This is a genomic window from Heliomicrobium undosum, assembly GCF_009877425.1.
GTDB lineage: Bacteria > Bacillota > Desulfitobacteriia > Heliobacteriales > Heliobacteriaceae > Heliomicrobium > Heliomicrobium undosum.
In genome coordinates this window covers 158,819-180,871 of record NZ_WXEY01000003.1, presented here as the reverse complement: position 1 = coordinate 180,871, position 22,053 = coordinate 158,819, and the positions used below count along the sequence as shown (strand labels likewise).

Below are 22,053 nucleotides of genomic sequence, written 5' to 3'. Positions count from 1 at the left end.
ATTTAAAACCAAACCCATGGGTCTGCGCAGACCCAGCGAATCTGTAAAACCAGGTAGCTTTTAGTGAGACTCCCGCCGCTTTTCCGCAGGCGCTTCATTGGACAGCCCCGTAACTTCGAAGAACTTGAAGAGCAGGCTCAAGAGAATCGCCACCACCGTCGCCAGGGCCATGCCTTTCAAGGCGATGGCGCCCCACTGGATCTGGGCGCCGCTGACGCCGATGGTCAGAACAACGGAGGTCAAAATCAAATTGCTGGCCTTCGAGTAATCGACCTTCGACTCGACGAGCATGCGCACCCCCGAGGCGGCGATGACGCCGAAGAGCAGCAGCGAGACGCCGCCCATGACCGGTGAGGGGATGGCCTGGATGGCGGCGGAGAGCTTGCCCACAAAGGAGAGACAGATGGCAATGATGGCCGCAATGCCGAGCACCCAGGTGGAGTACACCTTTGTGATGGCCAAGACGCCGATATTTTCCCCGTAGGTCGTGTTTGGCGTCGACCCGAAAAAGCCGGAGAGCATCGTCGACAAACCGTTGCCAAGGAGAGAACGGTCCAGGCCGGGATCGCGCGAGAGGTCTTTGCCGACGATATTGCCGGTCACGATCAGGTGGCCCACATGCTCGGCGATGACGACCAGCGCCGCCGGGGCGATGATGGCGATGGCGCCCCAGTCAAAGCGCGGGGAGTATAATTTCGGAGCGGCCACCCAGGATGCCTCCACTACTTTCGCCCAGTCGACCATGCCCATAAAGCCGGCCAATGCGTAGCCGGCGAGCACGCCGAAGAGGATGGGGATGATGGCCAGGAAGCCGCGGAAGACGACGGAGCCGATCAGGGTTACCGCTAAGGTGAAGAGGGAGACGGTGATCGCCTTGACGTTAAGGGGCGCTGCGCCTGTCGGATCGGGAACAAGTCCCGCCATCCCGGCGGCAACCGGCGCCAATTCCAAGCCGATGACAGCGACGATGGCGCCCATGGCCGCCGGCGGGAAGATCACATCGAGCCAACCGGTGCCGGTCACCTTGATGATCAAGGCAACGATAGTGAAGATCAGGCCGACGACGATAAAACCGCCCAAAGCGGCTTCATAGCCGTATTTGGGAAGAACCATCAAGACCGGCGAGATGAAGGCGAAACTGGAACCCAGATAGGCTGGAATCTTGCCCCGGCAGAGCAACAGGTAGAGCAACGTGCCAATACCGTTGAAAAGGAGAATGGTGGCGGGGTTGACATCAAACATAATGGGGACAAAGACGGTTGCGCCAAACATGGCGAAGAGGTGTTGGAGACTGAGCGGAATCGTTTGCAGCAGCGGCAGTCGTTCATCGACGTGGATCTCTCGTTTCATGATGCGTGTCTCTCCTCGTTTTGCGTCTTTTATTCTATTTTTCTGCCCTCTTTTCTCATGATAGCAAAAGGCGGGTCTTTTTCAAACCCTCCGGCCAACCTCTTCTGGAGATTCTCGCTTTTTTAGCCTCTCCGCAGCCGCCTCAGACCATGAGGGAAAATGCAAACAAGCTCCCAGCCAACTGCCGGGAGCCCCTGTTTGTCTCATATGGGTCCGCCCTTCCTGATACCATCTGATGACGATTCTGTCAAATCCTACTCGTTTAGGTCCTTCCGTTCCCCCGATACGAGATAGACGACCGTTTCTGCGATGTTGGTGGCATGATCGCCGAAGCGCTCCAGGTGACGGGCCACGAAAAGCAGGTGTGTCGATTGGGTGATCTGATGCTGGTCCTTCAGCATGGTGGCCGTCAGTTCCTGCAAGACTTCTTTATAAAGGGCGTCAACCTGATGATCGAATTCGCTCATGCGAATGGCTAATTCCTGATCCTCGTACACATAAGCGTCCAGACCGTCTTTGACCATGCGTTGGCAGATCTGGGCCATCTTTGGGATGATGGCCATCGGTTTAAAACCGCCTTCCCGGGTCAAACGGCGGACGGCTTTGGCGATGTCGACGATGTTGTCGCTCATCCGCTCCAGGTCGATGGAGATCCGCCAGGCTGCGCTGATCCGCCGCAGGTCCTTGGCCATCGGCTGCTGCATGGCGATTAGTTTCATGCAACGGTCTTCAATCTCCAACTGCATGCGATCGATCTCATCGTCGTTGGCGACGACGCGATCAGCGAGGGCGGCATCCTGCCGGGACAGCGCCTGGATCCCTTTTTCGATCTGTTCTTCCACCAGTGCGCCCATGCGAAGCAGATCCTGTTGCAAATTTTTCAATGACACATCAAATACCGAACGCGTCGTCATGAGCCATCCGCCCCTTCCCATGTCCTTCAAAATTTTTAAGGGACAGCCTTAGCCGAAGCGTCCCGTAATGTAGTCCTCTGTGCGCTGGTCTTTCGGATTGGTGAAGATGACCTCCGTGTCATCGAACTCCACGAGATCGCCGACGAGGAAGAAGGCCGTCTTGTCGGAGACGCGCGCCGCCTGTTGCATGTTGTGAGTGACGATGACGATGGTGTAGTGCTGCTTCAGTTCCCGGATCAGTTCTTCGATCTTCAAGGTTGAGATGGGGTCAAGGGCCGATGTGGGTTCGTCCATCAGCAGGACCTCCGGCTGAATGGCCAGGGCGCGGGCGATGCAGAGACGCTGCTGCTGCCCGCCCGAGAGTCCGAGGGCCGGTTTATGCAGGCGGTCCTTCACTTCATCCCACAGCGCCGACTGGCGCAGCGACGTCTCCACGATCTCGTCGAGCTTGCGTTTATCTTTGAGGCCATGCAGCTTGGGCGCATAGGCCACGTTTTCGTAGACCGTCTTCGGGAAGGGGTTGGGCGCTTGAAAAACCATGCCAACCCGCTTGCGCAAGGCCACCACATCCGTGTCCGGGTGGTAAATGTCGGTTTCTTCGAACATCAGCTTGCCTTCGACGCGGCAGCTGGGGATGATGTCGTTCATCCGGTTGAGGCAGCGCAAGAAGGTCGACTTGCCGCAGCCTGAGGGACCGATCAGGGCGGTCACGTCCCGCTCGCCGATGGTGATGGCGATGTTTTTGAGGGCTTGAAAGTCACCATAGTAGAGATTTACGTTTTCTGCGAGAATTTTTGTCTTTGCCATGTTTTCCTCCTACACTCTTCGCATGCGGCGGAAGTACGAACGCAACAGAACGGCCGCCAGGTTCAGGCCAAGCACGAGGATCATCAATACCGCCGCCGTTCCGTAGGGGATCTTCGGATCGGCGTTGGGCACCTGGGTCGCGATCACGTAGAGGTGGTAGGGCAAGGCCATCACCTGGTCAAAGACGCTGTCGGGCAGACGGGGCAGGAAAAAGGCGGCCGCCGTCAGCAAGATGGGCGCCGTCTCGCCGGCTGCCCGGGCGACACCCAGGATGGAGCCCGTCAAAATCCCCGGCATGGCGTTGGGCAATACGATGAAGAGGATCGTCTGCAGTTTCGTGGCGCCGAGGGCGAGGCTGGCCTCCCGGTAGCCGTTGGGAACCGCTCGCAACGCTTCCTCCGAGGTGGTGATGATTACCGGCAGGATCATCAACGCCAGGGTCAGCGAACCGGAAAGGATGGAAACACCGAAGTCCAAAAAGAGCACGAAGAAACCGAGTCCGAAGAGGCCGAAGACGACGGAGGGAACGCCGGCCAGGTTGACGACGGCAAGGCGGATGATGCGCGTCGCCCAGGATTCACGGGCATACTCGACGAGGTAGACGGCTGTCATCACACCGATAGGCAAGGCAAAGAGGATCGTGGCCAGGACAAGGTAGAAGGTGCCCACGATGGCGGGAAAGATGCCCCCTTCCGTCATCCCCTTGCGCGGGTTTTCAGTGATGAATTCCCAGGTCAAAGCCGGGAAGCCTTTTGAAAAGAGGTCCCATAGGACGATGATGAGGACCAGCACGATAAACGCCGCCATCGCCCGCAGGACATGGAAGGCGACTTTTTCAGCAACCTTCGGAGACACTTACTCCACCTCCTTCATGCGACGGCTGACGATGTCGGCCACGAGGTTGATCACAAAGGTCATCAAGAAGAGCACCGCGCCGACGACGAACAGGGCGTAGTAATGGTCGCTGCCGCGGGCCACTTCGCCCATTTCGGCGGCGATGGTGGCCGTCATGGTCCGGACAGGGACGAGGAAGGTGTCGGGAATGATGCCGGCGTTGCCGGTAACCATCAACACGGTCATCGTCTCGCCGATGGCGCGGCCGATGCCCAGCATGATCGCCGCCGTGATGCCGGACAGCGCCGCCGGCACGATGACGGTCTTAATCGCCTGCCAGCGGGTGGCGCCTAGGCTGAGGGACGCTTCCATGTAGCGCCGAGGCACCGAGGAGATGGCGTCTTCCGAGATGGAGGTGATCGTAGGCAAGGCCATCAGCGCCAGGGTGATGGCGCCTGTCAGCGCCGTCAGGCCTGTCGGCAGGTTGAAGATGTCCTTGATCAAAGGCGCCAGGACGGCGAGGCCGAAAAACCCGACCACGACCGACGGGATGCCGGCGAGGACCTCAATGGCCGGCTTTAGCGTTTCCCGCACAACGGGGCTGGCCACCATGGCGAGGTAGATAGCGGCGCCGACACCTAAGGGCACGCTGATGACAATGGCGCCGAAGGTGACGATGATGGAACCGGCGATCAGCGGCAGCAGGCCGAAAACAGGCGGGTTAGAGATGGGATACCAGTTTTTCGAAGTCAGTGTATTCGCGGCCGGATCGGCCATCAACGGAATCGCTTCCTTAAAAAGAAACAGGAAGATGAGGATGATCGTGACGACGCCGATAAAGGCGCTGAGAAACAAAAGACCCTCGGTCATTTTTTCGGTAATGTCCCAGATTCTTCTCTTTTTTGAAGCGCTTTTGCTCAGCGATTCTTTGCACATAATGATTTCATTCGTGATGGCTGTATTTTCACCGTTCGGACTCACATGTCGCCCCCCCTTGGTCCGGGTTCTGTCATTGCAGGAAAAATGGGCAGAGCACTCAGAGACTCTGCCCAACTCTACTCTTTAGATTATTCCTGCCTACGAGTTGTTTTGTCAGTTACTTGACAGGCACAAAGTCCATTTTCTTGACGATAGCCTGGCCTTCACTGCTCAGCATGAAGTCGACGAAGGCCTTGGCGGCGCCTTGGGGTTCGCCGGCAGCGTAGACAAAAAGCGGACGAGCGACGGGGTAGCTCTTGTCTTTGACGGTGGCTTCGGAGGGCATCACAGCGGCGGCGTTGGCGTCTTTCTTGACACCGAGGGTCTTGATGGAGTCTTTCAGGTAGCCGAGACCGACGTAACCGATAGCGCCTTTGTTGCCTTCCACTTCTTTGACGATGGCGGCGTTGGAGTTTTGCAGCAGGGCGTCGCTGCGGTATTCCTTATCTTTCATGACATGCTCTTTGACGAACACGTGGGTGCCGGAAGAGGTTTCACGGGCATAGACGACGATCTTCTCGTCATTGCCGCCGAGTTCTTTCCAATTGCTGACCTTGCCGGTGTAGATGTCAGCCAGTTGTGCCATGGTCAGTTCCTTGACAGGGTTGTCCTTGTTCACGATGAAGCCGATGCCGTCATTGGCGATGATGATCTCTTTGGCGTCTTTCTGGGTTTTTTCTTTGACTTGGGCTTTTTCTTCCGCTTTCATTTCACGAGAGGCGTTGGCCAGATCGGTGGTGCCGTTGATCAGGGCTTTGATGCCGGTGCCGGAACCGCCACCGGTGACAGCGATGCTGGCGTCTTTGTTCTTCTTCATGAATTCTTCCGCCATGGCCTGGCTCAGGTTGACGATGGTGTCGGAACCTTTCACCTGGATGGAGCCTTTCACACCGGCGTCAGCGGCAGGTTTGGCGCCGTCCTGTTTGGGAGCGCTCCCGCAGCCCACGGCTACAGTGCCCAGCAGGCCAACAACAGCGGCCAGGGCCACAACCTTGGAGAACTTCTTCAGCGAGTTCATGAAGTGATGATACCTCCTCGAATTTTTGCGTCATGCCGGAGCATGTCCGCCGTTACAGGTGAAACTATACGGTTTGTATGTTAGACGAGAATTACGCCACGATTAAGATTCTGTTAACAGGGCGGTTTTCTTTCGTCGACGACGTATACGCTGCCGCTGTGGCGCTTGGCCTCTTTTTTCACCTCCGCTGCGACTTCACCAAGCTCCATCGGGTGGTCGAATCGTCCCGGCCAGCACGCCACCACCGCCAGGGAGACGGACATGATCGGGAAGGCGCAGGCGTTTCCCTGGCGGTCTTTTGACTGGATGCAGCGGCGCTGCCTGTCCTCTTGGGTGTAGAGGTCGCCGATCTCGCGGTCGAAGGCGGCGATGATCTCTTTGCAGATGGGCTCATGGGGGTTGCCTGTCAGGATGATGAAATCGTCGCCGCCGATGTGGCCCAGCAGATCATCGCTGCGACCACAGGCATGGACAGCGTCACCGGCGATGCGAGCCAGCAGTTTGATCGCCTGATCGCCCCGCTCGAAGCCGTAGCAGTCGTTGAAGGCTTTAAAATTGTCCAGATCGATGTAGATGACCGTAAAGGCCTGATTCCACTCAAACCGCCGCAGGATGTCCTGCTCGATGCGGGGGTTCCCCGGCAATCCCGTCAATGGGTTAGCCGCCAAGGCGAACTCCATCTGGATCCGGGTCATGTGATCAAGCAACGTCCGTATGGAGACGAGGCCGAGACAGCCGTTCTCATGGGTGACGATGATATGATCGTAGAGGCGCTGCAGTTGGCGGGAGGTGGCCATCTGGGACACCTTTTCCAAGCGGGTGGCGCTGTCGACAATCAGGGGATCCTGATCCATGACGAGGGACACGGGACGGTCGGAATAAAGGGCCACACCGTACTGGTTGGCCAGGTGGGAGTACATCTTGTCCCGCATGACCAATCCCACCGGCATTTCCCCGTCGACGATGACCAGGCTGTTGCAGTCGGGGTGGCGCTGGAAGTGCTTCATCGCTTCCCGGGTCGGCCGGTCCTTTTGCAAGGCTTGATACTCCTCCACAAGGCTGCCGACGGTGACGGCGTGCAACGGTTCCGCCCTCCCGCGGATCTTTTTTTCCGACAGGACAGCGATGGACTCGGGGCTCGGTCCCTCCCCTTTGGGCGCCGGTCGGCCGATAAAAAAGCCCTGCCCGATGTCCACGCCGATCTGGCATAAAAAGCGCAGTTCTTTCTCCGTTTCAATGCCCTCGGCCACGATTTTGGCGCCGATCTTGCGCCCGAAGGTGACAAAGGTCTCCATGAGCGCCTGTTTGATCGATGATGTGTCGATGTCCCGGACGAGGGACATGTCGATCTTGATAAAATCCGGTTGCAGTTCGGCGATGGCCTGCAAGCTCGAATAACCGGCGCCGGCGTCATCGACAGCCACCCGGAACCCCTGTTCGCGGTAATGCTGGAGGGTGCGCCGGAAGCTGCTGAAGTCCTGGATGGCGGTGCGCTCGGTGATCTCAAAGACGATATTCTGGGGCCGCAGGCCGTACTCGGCGATCAGGCGGCGTGTGTTGCCCTGAGCGAACTCGGGGTCTTTCACCACCGACGGGCTGATATTGAGAAAAAGCAGTTGATTCCGCAGCAGTTCACCGCATTCGGCGACGGCCTTTTGCCGGATTTGCCGTTCCAGGGGATAGAGCAGGCCCGCTTTTTCCGCCAGCGGGAAAAGGACGCCGGGCGAGGCGAAATGGCTGTCGGCGGGGCCGCGGCAGAGGGCTTCGTACCCGATGATCTCCCCCTTTTCCAGGTTCATCAGCGGCTGGTAGACGACGCGGAACCGGCGCAAGGCCATAGCTTCCTTCAACTCCCAGACCCGGCGCGACCATTTGGCGTCGCTGTGCCCCTTGGCCATCGCCGTCGCTTCCTTCAGGGCGTTGTAGACGAGGCTTTCCAGGCTCAAGCCGGAGGTGGGCCGCAGGATGGCCCAGCCCAGGTGCAGGTTGAGGGGTTCCCGCAGGAGACCGCTCAGGGGCTTGTTCACCGCTGCGAGCACGCGGTAGCGCAGGTCCTCGGCCAAACCCTCCAGGAAGTCGAGGACCCTGCCGATATCCCCTGGCGGCAGGGCGTAGTAGACGGCAAAATCGTCGCCGTTGAGGTTATGTACGAACAAACCGCGTCCTGCGCCGAGGACCGGCTTTGCTTCCATGATCGCCTTGCTCAGGCTGGTCAGCACCTGTTTGCAGACGAAAAAGCCATAGCTCTGTTCAATGGCGGTAAAGCCGGCGATATCGAGAAAGACGAGGCCGATGCCGTTTTCGTTTTCCAATCCGCGCTCGATCTGCTTGAGAACCTCGGCGCTAGAGACAGTGGAGGGGTAGAAAGTGACCTCTTGGGAAAATGGATGACCAAGTCCTTTCAGCCAACCCTCTAACATATTGATGGGGCCCATGGGTTCCCCCTCCTGCTCGCTTCGTGACGGCGCGGCGGCATTGCGGCGGCGCTGTTTTCAACGTCGCTTTCCAGGCCGGCTGTGGCTTTCGCCTGTTGGGCCAAAAACTGGATGACCCGCAGCAGGTGGGCCGAACTGGCTGAGATTTCGCCGGAGAGGTCGTAAAAACTCTCCACATGCTCGCCTGTGTTGTCGATGGCTGCAAAAATTTCATTTAGCTGTTCGCCGGCGCGGCCTGCCACGGCCATGCCCTGTTCCGTCCGTTCTCTGGAGTCGTTGGCCATGCGCACGGCGTCGGCGATCACCGGCAGCATGCGGCCGATCAACGCCGAAATGTTCCTGGCCGATTCGTTCGTCTCGTCAGCCAGTTTTTTCACCTCTTCGGCGACGACGGCAAATCCCAGGCCGTACTCGCCGGCCCGGGCAGCCTCAATCGAGGCGTTCAAGGCCAGGAGATTCGTCTGTTCCGCCAGCTTGCCGATGACCCGAGAGATGGGCGCTATGCGCCGCGAATAGGTCTCCAGCGTCTGGATGATCTCGGTCTGGCAGGTCACCGCCTGGCCGATGGTTGCCATCACCTCGACCGTCTCGTCGATGGCCTGGCGACCGTCGACGACGGAGAGGCGCATCTTCTGCGCGTTTTCCCGGGCATGACCGGTGTTTACCTCGATCTCCTGGGCCATATCGGCGATGTTCGCGATCATCTCCGACGTTTTCGCCAGCACGTCAGCCTGGCCGCGGGCCAGTTCCACCTGATTCCCCGTCGTCAGATCGAGGAGCGTCTTGATCGTGACGATGCCCACACAGTTTCCCCGCTCGGTGATGACCATGCTGTCATAGAGGTTGTCGGCTGATCGCTGCGTCGCCAGTTTGCAAACACTTTCGACCTTCATGGCCGCATCAACGGCGGTGAACGCTTTTTCCATGATCAGACGGACGGGACGGTCATAATAGACGGAGACGCCGTACCGCTTGCCCAGGTGGGCAAAAAACTTGTCCTTCATCAACAGGCCGACAGGCCGGTTCCCCTCGACGATGACCACACAATGGCTGTGGGGCGATTTTTCAAAAAAATCGGCTACAAAGCGTGTCTTCAGATGCTGCTCCATCATCTGCACCGGTTCGGCGAACCGGCCGATGGGCAAGGCGGCGATCGAGCGGGTCACCGAGAGTTCTTTTTCCGCTACCGTGGATTGCATTGTCCTAACCCTCGTTTCTCCCTTTCATGGTGTTTCACAAAGCAGCCTGAGAAACATTCCATTTCATGTTCATTTGATCGATTGGCGGCGTATAAAAAAAGAAATCTTACTCCCTTAGAAGAAGAGTAAGATCTCTGTTTTATCAACAGATAAAGGCCGTGTTATCTTATTGTTAATTGATATATTGTGATTGTTCCCATTATTCCTGCGCCGCCGGGAAGTAGACGGTGAAGGTGGATCCGGCGCCGACTTTGGATCGCACCGTCACCCGCCCGCCGCTCCGTTCAATAATGTGCTTGACGATGGCCAGCCCCAGTCCGGTGCCGCCCAACTCCCGCGAACGGGCCTTGTCGACGCGATAGAAGCGCTCAAAGATCCGCGGGAGGCTCTCCTCCGGGATACCGATGCCCGTATCCTGCACCTCCAGGGTGACGCCGTCGCCCTCGCGGGTCGCCCGGACATTCACCCGCCCGCCCTCGGGGGTGTATTTGATCGCGTTTTCCGTCAGGTTGACGAGCACCTGCTTAAGGTTGTCCGACGAGAGCGGCAGCAGGGGCAGGTTTGTGTCCACATTCACCTGCAGCGTGATCCGCTTGTCGGCAGCGATGGGCTCCAGGAGGTTGCGCACCCGCTGGATCTCCGGTTCGAGGTAGGACTGACCCTCAACGACCCGTCCCAACTGGCTCTCGATCCGCGACAGTTGCAACAGGTCTTCGATCAGGCGCTGCAGTCTCTGGGTCTCCTCGTTGATGATGGAGAGGAACCGCCTCGCCACCTTGGTGTCATCGAGGGCGCCGTCCAGCAGCGTCTCCACAAAGCCTTTGATCGACGTGAGGGGCGTTCGCAACTCATGGGAGACGTTGGCCACAAACTCCGTGCGCATCTGTTCCAGTCGGCGCACCTCGGTCACATCGTCGATGACCATAGCCGCGCCGAGGAGCCGCCGGTGCTCGGTCCAGACGGGAACGACCTGCACCCGGAAGGTCTGCGGCCTGTTCGGCCAGATCTGCATTTGCTTTTTCTGCGCTTCCCCCGTGTTCAAGGCCTGTGTCAACAAGCCCTCCAGTTCGCGATGGCGGAAGGCCTCCAGGAGAAGTTTGCCCCGGACGCGGTCCGACTGGACGCGCAGCATCTGCTCGGCGGCGCTGTTCATCAGCAGGATGCGGCCCATGTGATCGAAGCCGACGACCCCCTCGACCATCGATTCCAGGATTGTCTCGAACTTGGTTTTGTCCTGGCTCAGTTGGTGAATCTTGGTCCGAACGGTCTCGACGGTCTGATGGATCGCCTTGGCCAGCCGGCCCAATTCATCGGGCTGGTCCATCAGGTAGTGGCCGGCGCCATGGCCTGCTTCCAGCCGGTGGACGACGCGGGTGTATTCCTCCAGCGTTTTGGCAAGCTGCCCCGACCAGTGGAAGACAACGCCTGTGGAAAAGGCGAAGAAGAAAAAGAGGGTGGCGAGCAGGCCCGGATGGGTCTTCAGCACATCGAGCGTAAAGAAATAGAGCCAGCCGAGCGGCAACAACACAAGGACGACAAAGGCGGCGGTGATCCGCCACTGTAGGCTGTGTCGCACCGCCAGCAGACTCGCCAGGCCTGATGGACGGTGTTCCGCCTCCCGGTTGTTGACCATGATCAGGCCTCCGGATCGCGAAACTTGTAACCGACGCCGCGAACCGTCTCAATGTAACGAGGGTTTCCCGGGTCCTTTTCGACCTTTTGCCGCAGGTGGCGGATATGGACGTCTACGGTCCGGCTGTCGCCGAAAAAGTCGTATCCCCAGATGCGCTCCAAGAGGAACTCGCGGGTGAAGACCTTACCCGGATGGGAAGCGAGCCAGCGCAGCAACTCAAATTCCTTCGGCGTCAGGTCCTGTTTGACACCGCCCACGCGGATCTCATAGCGTTCAGCGTCGATGGTCAACTCGCCCACCTGCATGGGACCGCCGGGGCGGGCATCGCTGCGGGTGGTGCGGCGCAACAAGGCCTTGATGCGAGCGACCAGTTCGCGGGGGCTGAAGGGTTTGGTCATGTAGTCATCAGCGCCCATCTCCAGGCCGATCACCTTGTCCACCTCTTCCCCTTTGGCCGTCAACATGAGGATGGGCAGATGGGAAGAGTGGTTCCGCGACCGGACGCGCCGGCACAGTTCGAGGCCGTCCAGACGCGGCAGCATCAGATCGAGGATAATCAGGTCCGGAAGCTCCTCCTGAAGGCAGGCCAGGGCAGCCTCTCCGTCAACGGCCGCCTGGACGGCGTGTCCCTCTTTTTCCAGGTTGAAGCGGACCAGTTCCAAAATGTGTTGATCATCTTCCACTACCAGGATCTTCGCCATATATCCTCCTTATCGGTGAGCCTCAATTTTCAACATGATGACTGCTGCCTGGCGACCGGTCCGCCCGCCGTCGCGGCGGTAGGAAAAAAGCGCCTCCGTACAAGACGTGCACAGGCCCAATTCGCCGATATGCTCGCCGGCGATACCGGCCATCTCCAATTGCAACCGCTGGGCCAAGGCAAGGTTGAGGGTCCGCTTGCCCTCGGCGCTGCTTGGGCCAAGGACCGCTTCGGCAAAAGGCCACCGTTGGCGGAAGACCGCGGCCACATCCTCGCCGACAGGGTAACAGCACGGGCCGATCTGAGGGCCAAGCGCCACCCGGATATCGCCGGGGCGGCTGCCCCGGGCGATGAAGGCCTCCACCATCTTTTGGGGCAGACCGGCTGCCGTTCCCCGCCATCCGGCATGGACAGCGCCGATGCGCCGCGCCTGCGGGTCGTAGTAGAGCAGCAAGCCGCAGTCGGCGCCGAAGACGGCGAGGGGAACGCCGGCCAGGTCGGTGGCCAAACCGTCGGCATGGATGACCCCTGTCGGAGAGTCCTCGTCCATATCCTCCCCCGGACCGACCCAGACGATCCGGTCGCTGTGCACCTGATTGACACATGCCCAGTCGCCTGCCGGCAGCCCCAGCGTTCGGGACAAGGCCTGGCGGTTTTGCCGGACCCGCCCGGCGTCATCGCCCACGTGGAGGGCCACGTTCAACCCGTCATAAGGCGGGTCGCTGAAGCCGCCCAGTCGACCGGAAAAGGCGTGGACCGCGCCGGTGGGCCAGTTGAACCGGTAGTAGGCTGTTGTTCCATCATCTATCAGTTCCCAACGGGCAGGCTTCGCCATTGGCATCCCCCTCCGTATAAAAAAAATCAAGCTATTCCATAGCTTGCAAGGCGCGGCCTGCGGCCATCGATTCTTTGCACAACAGGATCCGCTGGTTCCTCGATCCCCGGAAGGGCAGTGACAGATCCCGCAGTGACTCGACGTAGGGGCCATCGACGAGCCAATCGGCCAGGGAAAGGAGGTCGAAAACGTCGCCGTCGCCCCGGCTACGGGCGTACAAGGTTTCAAAGGTGTACCCCGAATAAATGACCAGGTGTGTATCCTTCGCTTTCAAACGGCGGGCCAGTTCGGCGAAGGCTTGCGCCTGTTCGAAGGGTTCACCGCCGGAAAAGGTCACCCCCTGGATATGGCGCGCCCTGCTGATCTCAGCCAGGACCTCCTCCAGTTCCATTTCCACGCCCCCGAGACGATCGTGGGTATGGCGATTGTGACACCCAGAACACCCGTGGGGGCAGCCCTGGGCGAAGAGGGTGGCGCGGATTCCGGGGCCGTCGACGAAGCTGTCCGTGACGATACCAGCCAGGCGAATTTTCATCGTCTATCCCACCTGTGGTTTATGTTTCATAGATTCCCATATTCGAATGTTGACGGCATCGGTTCCTTATGTTCAGGATTGTTCGCCGATAGGTCGAGTCCGACTATCGACATCCATGGGAGCGCCCGTTTCAATTATAGGGGAAGGCGCAGGGAGTGAAAAGCCCCCCGCCGGCGGCGGAGGGCTTGCGAAACTCGTCTTTTCTACTCATCTCTGCTGGAAGATGAAAAGATTAACACATATTTAACCAGTTCAGCCGCCGACACGAGCGCCGAGGCCACATAGGTCAGGGCTGCCGCGCCAAGAACCTTTTTCACCTGGCCGACCTCGTCGCGGCCTACGTAGTTGTAGTGGGCGAGCATCTGCATAGCCCGGTTCGAGGCGTTGAACTCGACCGGCAGTGTGATCAATTGGAAGAGCACGGCGGCGCTAAAGAGGATGATCCCGAGAAGGATCAGCCCGCTCCACTTCATCAGGAACCCGAGAAAGAAAAGCGGAAAAGCCGCCATGGATCCGATATTGGCGACAGGGACAAAAGCGTGTCGGAGCGCCAACGGGGCATATCCGCTGGAGTGCTGGATGGCGTGACCCACCTCGTGGGCGGCGACGCCGAGCGACGCGACGGAGTAACCGTGATAGACATCGGGAGAGAGTCGAACGGCACGCACCCGGGGGTCGTAATGGTCGGAGAGCTTGCCATGGACCATCTCGACCGGCACATGATGGAGACCGTTGGCGTCGAGCAGCCCTCTCGCCACCCGTGCGCCCGTGTTGCCGCCTCGAGCCGGCACCTCGGCGTACTTGCTGAAGGTTCTGGACACCTTGTACTGGGCATACAAAGCCAGGAAAAAGAAGGGCAGCACGATCACGTCATAGGGGGTAAAGAACATGGATTCACCTTTCCTTTCCCTTCGCTGAACATGGAGCGGAGCAATGGCTGTACATCCAATATTTTAGCCGAAAGCAAAAAGTATTGTCAATCCGACATCCATTTTATTCCATTTTCTGTTCAGCCGCCTGCCACTGGCACAACCACGCCTCGGCCAAGTCGACGAGCAGGATGAGGCCAAAACCGAGCAACCCCATGGCGATGATCCCTGCAAACATCTCGGCAGAAGCGGCCCGGCTCCAGGCGTCCATGATGAAGTAGCCGAGACCCTCTGTCGTCGCAAAGGATTCCACCAGGAAGAGGACGGCCACCGCCGTTCCCATGCTGATGCGCAGGGAGGTGAGGATGTCGGGCACACAGGCGGGGATGATCACGTGGCGGTAGAGGTCCCAGCCGTTTCCACCCAGCGAACGAAGGGAAAGCAGATCATACTCGCGCACGCTCCGGGCGGCGTCTCGCGTCGTCACGACGATCTGGTAAAAGACGATCAGCGTGATCAAAAAGACTTTCGAAGCGTCGCCGATGCCGAGAAAGAGCAGCACCAGCGGCAGAAAGACGATTTTCGGGATGGGATAGGTGAGGAAGATGACCGGCGCGATCCAGCGATCCGCCTGCCGGTTTCTACCCAGGAAAAGACCGAGGGGAACAGCCAGCAGGATCGACAGGATAACACTGACCAGGACGCGAAAGGCGCTGGCCCAGAGGTGGGCCGGCAGCCTGCCGGAAAAAGATTCGCCAAAAGCACGGAACGCCTCCATCGGCGACGGCAGCATGGGGTTGTCCACAGCCATCGCCGCCACCTGCCAGAGCATGATCAACAGCAGGGCGGCGCCGGCCATGGCGAGGCCGTTGCGAAACCGTCTCATCGCAAGCTCCCCCTCTCGGAGGCCTTCACCATGAGGCGGCGGATCTCGTCACAGGCGGCGTGAAAACCTTTTTGCCGGCGGTAATCTGAGGCGCCGGCGCCGCTGTTGTCCACTTGGCCGATGATCCGCAAGGGAGGGCCGTCGAGGATGAGGATGCGTTGGCCAAGAAAAGCCGCCTCCTCGATGCTGTGGGTGACCAGGACGATGGTCAAGGGGTCGCGGCGGGCGATCTCCAGGATCAGGTCCTGGAGGGACTCCCGCGTGAGCGCGTCCAGGGAGGAAAAGGGTTCATCCATGAGCAGCAGGTCCGGTTCCGTCGCTAACGCCCGCCCCACAGCGACCCGCTGCCGCTGGCCGCCGGAGAGTTGGCGGGGGTGGCGGCGCTCCGTCCCGGCCAAGCCGAGACGTTCTACGACAGGACGCACCCGTTCAGCCGCCTCCCTCTCCCCCACCCCTTTCAAGCGCAGGCCCAGGGCGATGTTCTCTTCGACCGTTTTCCAGGGAAAAAGGCCGAAGTCCTGTAGGATCAGCGATGTTTGCGGGCGGGGCCCCTCGAGGGGTTGGCCGCCCACATGCAGCCGGCCGCCCGCCTCGCTGCCACCGCTCGCGTGTCGGACGCCGCCGCTTAGCTTGAGCAGCCCGGCCAGCAGCAAGAGCAGGCTGCTCTTCCCGCAGCCTGAAGGCCCGATGAGGACACAGCGCTCCCCCTTGGGAACGGTCAGGTCAAAGCCCTCCAAAACGGTTACAGTGTTCCCCGGCTGGCGGTAGGCCAACCGGAGGTCCCTGGCGACGATCATGGCGCCAGCGACGGATCGACCAGATCCTCATAGGCATAGGGCTTCTCCAGGAGCTTCTTCGCCGCCATCCAGTCCATCACCCGCGCCAGGTCTTCCCGGCTGGGAGGAACGGGCTTGGAGAAGGTCGGCGACTGATAGCTGTCCTGGATCTCTTTGGGGATGTTCGCTTTGGCGACGACGAGGGGGCGGAATTTGGCCGGATCGGCTGTGAGCGCCTGGCCGGCTTCGCCGTAGACGGCGACCACCTTTTGGATGGCCTCGCGGTTTTTCTCCACACTGTCCTTGCGGAAGAGCAGGACCGTCTGAGAGATGTTCTTTTGCGTATCATCGGCGATCAGTTTCGCCCCCTGCCGCTCGGCCAGGAAGGCCAGCGGGTCGGGCAGGATGGCGGCGGTGATCTGGTCGCTCAAGAGCATCTGCAGGCGCACGGGGATCTTCGGAATCGCCATTTTCTTGACATCGGCAGGCCGTAAACCGCCCTCGGCCAGGATCTGATCGCCCACAAACTCGATGATGCTGTTTTCAGAGATGGCCACCTGGGCGTTTTTCAGGTCAGACACCTGCCGGACAGCCGACTTCGGCGAGGCCAGCAGGGCGAATCGGCCTTCTTTGGCGTTGACGCCGAGTCCGACAGCGGCCACTTTGACCGGTGTGCCACTCTTCTGCAACAGCGCCACCGCCACCAGGTCGGCCACCTCACCGTCGATCTGGCCGGCCTGCATGGCCGCGTCCCGTTCCTGGGCCGAACTGAAGGGCACCAGGGTCACATCGACACCGCGGGCCTTGAAGAGGCCTTCCTGTTCAGCCACGTAAAAGGGCAGGTTGTCTTCAATGGGCAGGATGCCCAGTTTGACGGGACCGGCTGCTGCGACGGAAGGGGCCTGCGCTCCATTCGGTCCCGGCGCCGCCTGGGGATTCCCTGATTTGCCACAGCCGGTGATCAACAGCGCCTGAAGGGTGAATAGCGCGGCCAGCGCCACCGTTAGCATGCGGATACGTCGGTTGCGGATCGGTTTTGCCTGTTCGAACATCATCAGCACTCCTCATGTAGTATCGTGAAATAGATATCTTGCGATTATTCGACAGGTTTGCCCCGAATCCTCCCCGTTCTTGTTAACAGCCCTCGACGGCATCGCTCCCCAGGTACTGGCTAACCACCTTCATGGCGCAGAGCTCGCCACACATGGAACAGGCCGGTGCGTCATCAGCATTGCGGGCCGAACGGACCTGACGGGCATGTTCCGGATCGATCGACAGTTCGATCTGCCGGCGCCAGTCCAGGGCCTTGCGGGCGCGTGACATTTCCAGATCCCATTCGGCGGCGCCGGGAATTCCCTTGGCGATGTCGCCGGCATGGGTGGCGATGCGGGCGGCGATGACGCCCTGGTGGACATCCTCCGCCGTCGGCAGCCGCAGGTGTTCCGCCGGGGTGACATAGCAGATAAAATCTGCGCCGGCCATGGTGGCCATTGTCGCTCCGATGGCAGAGGAGATATGGTCGTAGCCGGCGGCGATGTCCGTCACCAGTGTGCCCAGGACGAAGTAAGGGACCTGATGGCAGAGTTGTTTCTGCATCTGGATCGTTGTCGCGATATGGTGGGCCGGCACATGTCCGGGTCCTTCGACCATCACCTGGACGCCGGCCTCCAGCGCTCGTTGGACCAGTTCCCCTACCAAGATCAGTCCCTGGATCTGAGCGCGGTCGAGGGAGTCGGCGATGGCGCCGGGCCGGATGGCGTCGCCGATGGAGAGGGTGATGTCATAGCGTTTGGCGATCTCCAGCACGCGGTCGAAGCGGGCGTAGAGCGGGTTTTCCTTGCCATGGTGGAGCATCCACCCGGTCATGAAGGCGCCTCCCCGGGAGACGATGTCCGTCACCCGCCCCTGGCGGCGCAAACGTTCGATGACATCCATGTTCAGGGCGCAGTGCAAGGCCATGAAATCGACACCGGCCTCGGCGTGTTTTTCGATGGCAGTGAAGATATCTTCCTCCGTCAAGGCCACGACGGAGCCGTAGCGCTCGATGGCTTCCTTGGCGACCTGGTACAAGGGCACGGTGCCCACAGGCAGGCGGGTGCTGGCGAGGGTGCGGCGCAGGAAACCGTCGATGTCGCCGCCCGAGGAGAGGTCCATGATCGTGTCGGCGCCGGCCTTCTCGGCGGCGCGTAGCTTATCCAGTTCGCCTTCGCTCTCCATCAGGTCCGGCGAGGAGCCGACCGATGCGTTGACCTTGGTGCGGATGCCCTTGCCGATGGCGACGGGATCCACGTTGGGGCGGCTGTTGTTGGCCAGGATGACCATGGTTCCTTCAGCGATAGCACGGCGGATCGTTTCGGGGGAGACGTTTTCGCGGCGGGCGACGTATTCCATCTGGGCGGTGATGATGCCGTTGCGGGCGAATTCGGCTTGGGTCAGTTTGGTCATGGGGGGTTCCTCCTTCGTTATGTTCGGCTTGGGTTTGCTAACATCGCCTATTGAAGTGTCGCTGCTAAAAGTTAGTCGCAACGTTGCATTTGCGGTAAGTCGGGGTGTATTGGCTCCGCTCGCTAAGGGCTCCGCGGCTGTTCGCTGGGTTGCTGCGCGGGCGCGCCAAACCTCTAGGGCTTTTCTGCATGTCCATGGCGCGCTTTTCCGCTCCGCAACCTGCGCTCATCACGCCGCTCCGCCCAAACCGCTCGCTGCGCCAATACACCCAGGACTTACCTATTCGTGAAATGGCAATAGCACTCAGGCAAATCGCTTTTTTTCAGTCGACTTTTTTATCAGTCAGCCTTTTTCAGATACCCTCATTTTTTGTTCGCATCCTTTATGTGCCTAGCAGTACTCAATCGGAGCACCGAAGTACTCCGCCAGCACTCGGCGGGAACAGCCATCACCGCAAGCGTGACAGCCACTCTCTTGCTTCGGAGCCTTTCCGTCTTCAATGCCTTCCTCCGAGATAGGAGCGTCCACCGCGTCAACACTGCCGGTGGACGTCAGGGCATCCGGATCTAGCGCCAGCTTCCGCTCCGTCACCCGGTCCCGCAACCCTCGCGCTCGGGAAAGGGCGGCGTCGCGTTCGACGGCGGCGGGGATCCCCTTTGCTACGTCGGCGGCATGGGCGGCGATGCGGGCGGCGATGACGCCGGTGCGGACGTCTTCGACGGTGGGGAAGCGGACGTGTTCTGCCGGTGTGACATAGCAGATCAAGTCGGCGCCGGCGGAGGCGGCCAAGGCGGCGCCGATGGCGCAGGTGATGTGGTCGTATCCGGGGGCGGCGTCGGTGGCCAGGGGGCCGAAGATGAAGTAAGGCGCTCCCTCGCAGATTTGTTTCTGCAACTGCACCGTCGCGCGGCAGTGATGGAGGGGCGCATGGCCGGGGCCTTTGACCATCACCTGCACACCGGCGTCACGGGCCGCCCGGACCTGCTCGCCTAGGATTACCATCTCCTGCACCTGCGCCCGGTCGAGGGAATCGTGCCCTGAGCCGGGTCTCAGCCCGTCAGCCAGGCTGAGGGTCACGTCATAGCGCCGGCAGATGTCCAGCACCCGGTCGAAGTGGCGGTAGAAGGGATTTTCCTGTTCGTGGTAAAGCATCCAACCGGCCAAAGAAGCGCCGGCCCAACTGACCATGTGGGTCAGGCGCCCCTGCCGCCGCGCCAGGTCCAGCGCCTTCAAGGTCATGGCCGAGTGCAAGCCGAAGAAGTCGACGCCGTCGGCGGCGTGACGCTCCATCGCTTCGAACATTTCATCTACGGTCGTCGCCAGGATGCCGCCTCCCTTTCCGCCGCGCCGGCAAGCGAACACCTCGTACTGGGGCAGCGTCCCGACAGGTTTCGTCGAGGTGGACAGCACGTGCCGACGGAAGAGGGCCAAATAATCGCTCAGATGGGCATCCGGTTCCCGCACCCGGTCGGCGCCGGCCCCGATGGACAGGTCGAGCACCGCGTCGGCCCCTGCTGCCAGCACGACCTCCAATTTCTTGCGCTCTTCCGACTCCGACCCGCCGTCGAGGGGGAGCCCGATGGACGCGCTGACCTTGGTGCGCAATCCCTTGCCAAAGGCGACGGCCTGCCGTCCCTCGGCCCGCCTGCGGTTGAAGGGCAAGACGATGGTCCCCTCCGCCAGCCCGCGGCGGATCACCTCGGCCTCCACCTGCTCCCGCTCGGCCGCTTCGGCCATGGCCGGTGTGATCAGGCCCCGCAGGGCCGCTTCACGCTGGGTAAGTTCCACTCCGTTCAGCCTCCTTTTTTCTTCGCCGTCACCGGCTGCCCGGCAAGAAAAAAAGTCCCCGGATCCATAGACGGATCCGGGGACTTTGCCATCATCCCACGAAGAGTCTCCTTTGCCGGGAAAGAGACCCTTGACCGTTCACAGGCAGGTCTTCTGGCTCGGGTTCCTCACCGGCTGCGCCTTCCCTCTCGCGAAGTGGCATCTTGCAGCAGGCTCCCCCATACAGCGGCGGGACCGCCCGGGATTCTCACCCGGTTCCCTATTCTCCCTCACGGGCACCTGTGAACGTGACTATGTAATTGAGTGGTTGCGCTTATTATCTTAATCGCGAAATGGCGGCCTGTAAAGATAGTTGTTGCAAAAGAATATCAACGGGACCTGACGGGGCTAAAAACACTTCGTCATAGGGCGTAATAGCCCAAAGCGCAGGCTAGTAACCCGATGACGGCGCTGCCGCCGACATAGAGGCCGCAACGGAACCATTCACCGTCCTCGATCATCCGGAAGGCCTCCAATGTGAAGGTGGAAAAGGTGGTGAAAGCGCCCAGAAAGCCGATCTGAAAGACGTATTTTTCGACCCAAGCCGAGCCGGGGCTATGCGCCGCGTGGGCCGCCGACAGTCCGAGCAAAAAGGCCCCAGCGATGTTGATGAAGAAGGTGGACGGCGGATAGGCCAGCGAAGACCGTCTAGATACGGCCACCCCGACGCCGTAACGCGCCAGCGCCCCGAGCGCGCCGCCGGCGCCGATCGAAAGGAACGCCCAAATCGTCATCGCTCCACCTCCAGCGCAGCCGCCCCCTTCACCTTGACGGCGCGCGCGATGCGCACGCCGAGCGCGGTGACGCTCAATCCCAAAGTGAGGCTGGACAGCAAGTAGACGGCTGCCAGAAGCGCTTGCCCCGCCTCCAGCAAGCGAAGGCTCTCCAAAGCGAAGGTGGAAAAAGTCGTAAAAGCGCCAAGGAACCCCGTTGAAAAACCGATTCGCATCGCCGGATTGACCTTCACCCGCTCCAGGGCCAGGGTCAAAAAAAAGGCGAGCGCGAAAGCGCCCAACAGGTTGATCGTCAAAGTGCCCCAGGGGAAACCGGTCTGTTCGGTCAAGGGCGTCAGCCAGGTTCCCATCAAAAAGCGGGCCATCGCGCCCAGAAAACCGCCCACAGCCACCGCCAAACTGTTCATCTCAGGTCCCTGCCCAATACAGCGATGGCTTCCACCGTCGCGACGTTTTCCACCGCGGCAGCGGCTTCATCGGCCGGTTCTTCCTCTTGCGGCAACATGAAGCGACGCCCTTGCATCGTTCCTGCCCCTGCCGGTTCAAATGCCCTGTCGCTGCCTGCGCCCCTGGCCGTTTCCTCCACCTCCACAATGGAGACGCCTCCATTAGACAGGTCTTTTTTTCGCACCCGGCAACCGCGTTGAAACCGGAGATACCACAGGAGGATCCGCAAAAAGCCCTGGTGGGAGATCACGACGATAGGACCCCGCTCTGACGCGAGTTCCAGCAGCTGCGCCCAGGCAGTCCGGGCGCGCCGGAAAGCCTGGTACAACGTCTCCTCTCCCTCTGTAAAGGGCCAGGCGTGACGCCAGACGGTCATGGCGATGAGCAGCCAGAAAGGAATCTCACGTCGAGCGCCCCGCCCCGGGAATTTGGCCAGGACGATCTCGCCCAGGCTTTCCAGGGTGACGACCTCAGCGCCCCAGGACTTTGCCAGGATGGCCGCCGTCTCCTGGGCGCGCTGAAAATGACTCGCCACCAATACCGGGACCGGCTTCAGCCGGCGAGCCACCGCCTCGACCTGATGAATCCCTGTCGCGTTGAGCCGCACCGTCGACGGGGAACCGGCCATCATGGCATTAAAGGTATCGATGGTGAAGCGCGCCCCGAGCGGTATGATGTTTTCGTCCGTTTGCCCGTGACGGACGAAGATAATCTGCATGTTGACCGACTCCATTTTGTCATCCGCAAACCCAGGCCCTTTTTTAAAGCCGATGAAGAGACTCCGTCATCGCTTTTTCACAAGGGTTCGGAAATATCTTTAAGTGTAGTATG

The 22,053-nt window shown here is 60.3% G+C and carries 21 protein-coding genes and 1 riboswitch; all 21 genes read right to left on the bottom strand.

Annotation, left to right across the window (positions count from 1 at the left end):
• Positions 1–60: 60 nt before the first annotated feature.
• The 21 genes from uraA to GTO91_RS04530 all read right to left on the bottom strand — a co-directional run bounded on the left by uraA (position 61) and on the right by GTO91_RS04530 (position 21,940).
• A complete protein-coding gene (gene uraA / locus GTO91_RS04630; RefSeq protein WP_170294093.1) occupies positions 61–1,350 on the bottom strand; it encodes a uracil permease in 1,290 nt (429 codons plus the stop codon).
• A gap of 254 nt (positions 1,351–1,604) precedes the next feature.
• The gene (gene phoU, locus GTO91_RS04625; RefSeq protein WP_161255549.1) at positions 1,605–2,264 is read right to left on the bottom strand and encodes a phosphate signaling complex protein PhoU; all 660 of its coding nucleotides are present in this window, start codon (positions 2,262–2,264) and stop codon (positions 1,605–1,607) included.
• 48 nt (positions 2,265–2,312) lie between these two features.
• Positions 2,313–3,071 (bottom strand): phosphate ABC transporter ATP-binding protein PstB, encoded by a 759-nt coding sequence (pstB, locus tag GTO91_RS04620; RefSeq protein WP_161255546.1) that lies wholly within the window; start codon positions 3,069–3,071, stop codon positions 2,313–2,315.
• Between the two features lie 9 nt (positions 3,072–3,080).
• A complete protein-coding gene (gene pstA / locus GTO91_RS04615; protein ID WP_161255542.1) occupies positions 3,081–3,926 on the bottom strand; it encodes a phosphate ABC transporter permease PstA in 846 nt (281 codons plus the stop codon).
• Positions 3,927–4,886 (bottom strand): phosphate ABC transporter permease subunit PstC, encoded by a 960-nt coding sequence (gene pstC / locus GTO91_RS04610; protein WP_328793726.1) that lies wholly within the window; start codon positions 4,884–4,886, stop codon positions 3,927–3,929. It lies immediately after the preceding gene.
• A gap of 115 nt (positions 4,887–5,001) precedes the next feature.
• Positions 5,002–5,901: a phosphate ABC transporter substrate-binding protein gene (locus GTO91_RS04605; protein WP_161255539.1), complete on the bottom strand. Its 900-nt coding sequence runs from the start codon at positions 5,899–5,901 to the stop codon at positions 5,002–5,004.
• Positions 5,902–6,014: 113 nt separating this feature from the next.
• Positions 6,015–8,336 (bottom strand): EAL domain-containing protein, encoded by a 2,322-nt coding sequence (locus GTO91_RS04600; RefSeq protein WP_161255536.1) that lies wholly within the window; start codon positions 8,334–8,336, stop codon positions 6,015–6,017.
• The gene (locus GTO91_RS04595) at positions 8,315–9,535 is read right to left on the bottom strand and encodes a methyl-accepting chemotaxis protein (RefSeq protein ID WP_161255533.1); all 1,221 of its coding nucleotides are present in this window, start codon (positions 9,533–9,535) and stop codon (positions 8,315–8,317) included. Before GTO91_RS04595 ends, GTO91_RS04600 begins: the two co-directional genes overlap by 22 nt.
• 199 nt (positions 9,536–9,734) lie before the next feature.
• On the bottom strand, positions 9,735–11,168 hold the full coding sequence (pnpS, locus tag GTO91_RS04590; RefSeq protein ID WP_161255530.1) for a two-component system histidine kinase PnpS: 1,434 nt from the start codon (positions 11,166–11,168) through the stop codon (positions 9,735–9,737).
• A 2-nt stretch (positions 11,169–11,170) separates the two neighbouring features.
• A complete protein-coding gene (locus tag GTO91_RS04585) occupies positions 11,171–11,869 on the bottom strand; it encodes a response regulator transcription factor (protein ID WP_161255527.1) in 699 nt (232 codons plus the stop codon).
• 9 nt (positions 11,870–11,878) lie between these two features.
• The gene (gene pgeF, locus GTO91_RS04580; RefSeq protein ID WP_161255524.1) at positions 11,879–12,703 is read right to left on the bottom strand and encodes a peptidoglycan editing factor PgeF; all 825 of its coding nucleotides are present in this window, start codon (positions 12,701–12,703) and stop codon (positions 11,879–11,881) included.
• 31 nt (positions 12,704–12,734) lie between these two features.
• Positions 12,735–13,238, bottom strand: a complete 504-nt coding sequence (gene nrdG, locus GTO91_RS04575; RefSeq protein WP_161255521.1) for an anaerobic ribonucleoside-triphosphate reductase activating protein — start codon at positions 13,236–13,238, stop codon at positions 12,735–12,737.
• Between the two features lie 203 nt (positions 13,239–13,441).
• Positions 13,442–14,128 carry a zinc metallopeptidase gene (locus GTO91_RS04570; RefSeq protein ID WP_161255518.1) on the bottom strand — a complete coding sequence of 229 codons (687 nt, stop codon included), beginning with the start codon at positions 14,126–14,128 and terminating at the stop codon, positions 13,442–13,444.
• A 103-nt stretch (positions 14,129–14,231) separates the two neighbouring features.
• Positions 14,232–14,993: an ABC transporter permease gene (locus tag GTO91_RS04565; protein WP_161255515.1), complete on the bottom strand. Its 762-nt coding sequence runs from the start codon at positions 14,991–14,993 to the stop codon at positions 14,232–14,234.
• Positions 14,990–15,790, bottom strand: a complete 801-nt coding sequence (locus tag GTO91_RS04560) for an ABC transporter ATP-binding protein (RefSeq protein WP_161255512.1) — start codon at positions 15,788–15,790, stop codon at positions 14,990–14,992. Before GTO91_RS04560 ends, GTO91_RS04565 begins: the two co-directional genes overlap by 4 nt.
• Positions 15,787–16,821, bottom strand: coding sequence for an ABC transporter substrate-binding protein (locus GTO91_RS04555; protein WP_235919114.1), 1,035 nt, complete (start codon positions 16,819–16,821; stop codon positions 15,787–15,789). The genes GTO91_RS04560 and GTO91_RS04555 overlap by 4 nt, the downstream gene beginning before the upstream one ends.
• Before the next feature lie 82 nt (positions 16,822–16,903).
• A complete protein-coding gene (gene bzaB / locus GTO91_RS04550) occupies positions 16,904–18,214 on the bottom strand; it encodes a B12 lower ligand biosynthesis ThiC-like protein BzaB (RefSeq protein WP_161255509.1) in 1,311 nt (436 codons plus the stop codon).
• Positions 18,215–18,604: 390 nt separating this feature from the next.
• Positions 18,605–20,002: a phosphomethylpyrimidine synthase ThiC gene (gene thiC, locus GTO91_RS04545; RefSeq protein ID WP_161255506.1), complete on the bottom strand. Its 1,398-nt coding sequence runs from the start codon at positions 20,000–20,002 to the stop codon at positions 18,605–18,607.
• A gap of 126 nt (positions 20,003–20,128) precedes the next feature.
• Positions 20,129–20,300, bottom strand: a riboswitch (cobalamin riboswitch).
• A 103-nt stretch (positions 20,301–20,403) separates the two neighbouring features.
• Positions 20,404–20,775, bottom strand: a complete 372-nt coding sequence (locus GTO91_RS04540) for a fluoride efflux transporter FluC (protein WP_161255503.1) — start codon at positions 20,773–20,775, stop codon at positions 20,404–20,406.
• Positions 20,772–21,182: a fluoride efflux transporter CrcB gene (gene crcB, locus GTO91_RS04535; protein WP_161255500.1), complete on the bottom strand. Its 411-nt coding sequence runs from the start codon at positions 21,180–21,182 to the stop codon at positions 20,772–20,774. Before crcB ends, GTO91_RS04540 begins: the two co-directional genes overlap by 4 nt.
• Complete coding sequence (locus GTO91_RS04530) at positions 21,179–21,940, bottom strand: histidine phosphatase family protein (RefSeq protein ID WP_161255497.1); 762 nt, start codon at positions 21,938–21,940, stop codon at positions 21,179–21,181. The genes crcB and GTO91_RS04530 overlap by 4 nt, the downstream gene beginning before the upstream one ends.
• Positions 21,941–22,053: the final 113 nt, after the last annotated feature.

What these genes read in the sequence shown, in the direction of transcription:
- uraA (WP_170294093.1), bottom strand. Translation starts at nt 1,350, where the DNA reads ATGAAACGAGAGATCCACGTCGATGAACGACTGCCGCTGCTGCAAACG.
- phoU (WP_161255549.1), bottom strand. Translation starts at nt 2,264, where the DNA reads ATGACGACGCGTTCGGTATTTGATGTGTCATTGAAAAATTTGCAACAG.
- pstB (WP_161255546.1), bottom strand. Translation starts at nt 3,071, where the DNA reads ATGGCAAAGACAAAAATTCTCGCAGAAAACGTAAATCTCTACTATGGT.
- GTO91_RS04605 (WP_161255539.1), bottom strand. Translation starts at nt 5,901, where the DNA reads ATGAACTCGCTGAAGAAGTTCTCCAAGGTTGTGGCCCTGGCCGCTGTT.
- GTO91_RS04600 (WP_161255536.1), bottom strand. Translation starts at nt 8,336, where the DNA reads ATGGGCCCCATCAATATGTTAGAGGGTTGGCTGAAAGGACTTGGTCAT.
- GTO91_RS04595 (WP_161255533.1), bottom strand. Translation starts at nt 9,535, where the DNA reads ATGCAATCCACGGTAGCGGAAAAAGAACTCTCGGTGACCCGCTCGATC.
- pnpS (WP_161255530.1), bottom strand. Translation starts at nt 11,168, where the DNA reads ATGGTCAACAACCGGGAGGCGGAACACCGTCCATCAGGCCTGGCGAGT.
- GTO91_RS04585 (WP_161255527.1), bottom strand. Translation starts at nt 11,869, where the DNA reads ATGGCGAAGATCCTGGTAGTGGAAGATGATCAACACATTTTGGAACTG.
- pgeF (WP_161255524.1), bottom strand. Translation starts at nt 12,703, where the DNA reads ATGGCGAAGCCTGCCCGTTGGGAACTGATAGATGATGGAACAACAGCC.
- nrdG (WP_161255521.1), bottom strand. Translation starts at nt 13,238, where the DNA reads ATGAAAATTCGCCTGGCTGGTATCGTCACGGACAGCTTCGTCGACGGC.
- GTO91_RS04570 (WP_161255518.1), bottom strand. Translation starts at nt 14,128, where the DNA reads ATGTTCTTTACCCCCTATGACGTGATCGTGCTGCCCTTCTTTTTCCTG.
- GTO91_RS04565 (WP_161255515.1), bottom strand. Translation starts at nt 14,993, where the DNA reads ATGAGACGGTTTCGCAACGGCCTCGCCATGGCCGGCGCCGCCCTGCTG.
- GTO91_RS04560 (WP_161255512.1), bottom strand. Translation starts at nt 15,790, where the DNA reads ATGATCGTCGCCAGGGACCTCCGGTTGGCCTACCGCCAGCCGGGGAAC.
- GTO91_RS04555 (WP_235919114.1), bottom strand. Translation starts at nt 16,821, where the DNA reads ATGTTCGAACAGGCAAAACCGATCCGCAACCGACGTATCCGCATGCTA.
- bzaB (WP_161255509.1), bottom strand. Translation starts at nt 18,214, where the DNA reads ATGACCAAACTGACCCAAGCCGAATTCGCCCGCAACGGCATCATCACC.
- GTO91_RS04540 (WP_161255503.1), bottom strand. Translation starts at nt 20,775, where the DNA reads ATGACGATTTGGGCGTTCCTTTCGATCGGCGCCGGCGGCGCGCTCGGG.
- crcB (WP_161255500.1), bottom strand. Translation starts at nt 21,182, where the DNA reads ATGAACAGTTTGGCGGTGGCTGTGGGCGGTTTTCTGGGCGCGATGGCC.
- GTO91_RS04530 (WP_161255497.1), bottom strand. Translation starts at nt 21,940, where the DNA reads ATGCAGATTATCTTCGTCCGTCACGGGCAAACGGACGAAAACATCATA.